The sequence below is a fragment of the Mesorhizobium sp. WSM4810 genome (assembly GCF_055811235.1).
The window spans coordinates 1-2,161 of the sequence record NZ_JBVVQV010000069.1; the positions used below are offsets into that span (position 1 = coordinate 1).

Consider the following 2,161-nt stretch of genomic DNA (forward strand, 5'->3'; position numbering starts at 1 on the left):
GGCATTCAGCGGTGACGTTGGCGTGTCCGCCGCGCAGCCCCCGTGTTTAGCGGAGCGGCGGACATGGCGGCCGCGTCAGGCGGCCAGTGCCCTCAGGTTCTCCTTCTTGTGCTCGCGCAGATGATCCATGTTGAGGTAGCGGGTCACCTCGAGCCAGTTCTCGTGGATCTCCACCGCCAATGCCCGAACCAGCCGCAAACAGCTCTGCGGACTGGGAAGATGCGAACGACCAGGGTGCGCCGCTTGATCTCCTGGTTCAGCCGCTCCAGCATGTTCGTAACCGGTATGATCATGACGGTGCCACCTGATCCCCGCTGGAGATGAAAGGCTTTTGGCGTATGGTGCGACCATCCGGGACAGGGGCACCGGGAGCACGCCAAGTGCGGGCAGGCCGATGTATTCGATGAGCTGCGAGCTCGCGTTAGTAGCTGGCCGCCCCTGCGACCTGCCCGGTTGCGCCGAGAGCGCGGATCCGTAGGTGTCGCGTCGCCCGCCGGCTCCCGACTGTTTGAGGAGAGGGAGCTGATGAGACGTGTGATTGGAATGGACATCCACCGCACCTTTGCGGAGGTGGTGGTTTGGGAAGACGGCCGGCTGCGCCATCACGGACGGGTCGACATGACCCGCTCGGGGCTGGAAGGTTTCGGCCGCAGTATGCGACGGACGGATGAGGTGGTCGTCGAGGCGACGGGCAACGCCATGGCAGTGGTGCGCGTGCTGTCGCCCTACGTCGACCGGGTGATCGTTGCCAACCCGATGCAGGTGAAGGCGATCGCCCATGCCAGGATCAAGACCGACAAGATCGATGCCGGTGTCCTGGCCCAGCTGCATGCCAGCGGCTTCCTGCCGGAGGTGTGGATTCCTGACGAGCGGACCGAGCGGCTGCGCCGCCTCGTTGCTCGCCGCAACCAGGTCGTGCGACACCGCACGCGAGTGAAGAACGAGGTGCATGGCATCCTGCAGGCGCATCTCGTGCCGAAGTGCCCGCATGCCGACCTGTTCAACCATCGCGGCCGGGCCTGGCTCGAGCGGCAGGCGCTTCCCGACGATGAAAGAGCCGCGATCGCACGGCACATCCGCGAGATCGACCGTCTGGCCGAGGATTTGGCCGACCTTGATCGCGACATCGCCCGGGAAGCGGTTGACGATCCGCAGGTCCGTCAGCTGCAGACGATCACCGGCGTCAATGCCATCGTCGCAACCGGCATCATCGCTGCCGTCGGCGACATCCGGCGGTTCCGCGAGCCGCAGAAGCTGGTGAGCTACTTCGGCCTCAATCCGCGTGTACGCCAATCCGGTCTTGGCTTGGCGCAATATGGCCGGATCAGCAAACATGGTCGTTCCCACGCCCGCGCCATGCTGGTCGAGGCCGCCTGGGCGGCGACGAAGGCGCCCGGACCGCTCAGGGCCTTCTTCTTACGCATCCGCAACAAGCGTGGCCATCAGGTCGCGGCCGTGGCGGTCGCCCGCAAGCTCGCGGTGTTGATCTGGCATCTGCTGACAAAGGAGCAGGACTACTTCTGGGCTCGCCCGGCGCTGGTCGCGGCAAAGCAGAGGCAGCTCGCTCTCAAGGCTGGCGCGCCGGGCGAGCGCGGTGTCGGTCGCCGCGGTTCGGCTTACGCCTACAACGTGAAGGAGTTGCGAAACAGCGAGAAAGCCGCGGCCGAGAATGCCGAGCGTGCCTACGAGCTGATGGTTCGGCATTGGCGGCCACGCGGGCCGAAGCGGCGCACGGACGCCACAAAAGAGGAACGACTATAAAGCTGCGTGGCGGCACTCTCATCCCCTCGCACCACTCTTTGCCACGTGGTCGTCCGTGCCGGACAAATATAGCATAAGGAATGTGCCGGCACGACCGCCGTCTCCGTCCGCTCCAGACTGGCGCCGTGCTCGACGCCGTCAAGGCGTGGCCTGGAAACCTCGCAGCCGGCCGTGGCGCCATCGCACCGGCCAGCCTTGACTGCGTCTCGACACGCTCGCACGGGAAATCCTGTGGGCCGGGACGAAGAAACAGGCTCACCTGAGCCGAACAAAGAAACGCAACAGGAGTCAAAAAGGCCGAAATCGGGCTTGTCGATGTCATCCGTCGACTTCATGTGCTTGTGATGCGGCAGCGGCAGCCGATAGAAGCTCAGCGTCTCCTCGATGTTGTTCTCCACCC

Annotated in this window: 1 protein-coding gene and 1 pseudogene; one reads left to right on the top strand and one right to left on the bottom strand. The window is 64.9% G+C overall.

Features of this window, described 5'->3' with window-relative positions:
* Positions 1 to 75: 75 nt before the first annotated feature.
* Positions 76 to 278 (bottom strand): annotated as a pseudogene (locus tag AC0L3O_RS35275) (transposase); the annotation flags it as partial.
* A 265-nt stretch (positions 279 to 543) separates the two neighbouring features.
* Here AC0L3O_RS35275 and AC0L3O_RS35280 point away from each other — a divergent pair.
* The gene (locus tag AC0L3O_RS35280) at positions 544 to 1,761 is read left to right on the top strand and encodes an IS110 family RNA-guided transposase (protein WP_473618130.1); all 1,218 of its coding nucleotides are present in this window, start codon (positions 544 to 546) and stop codon (positions 1,759 to 1,761) included.
* The last annotated feature ends 400 nt before the right edge of the window (positions 1,762 to 2,161 follow it).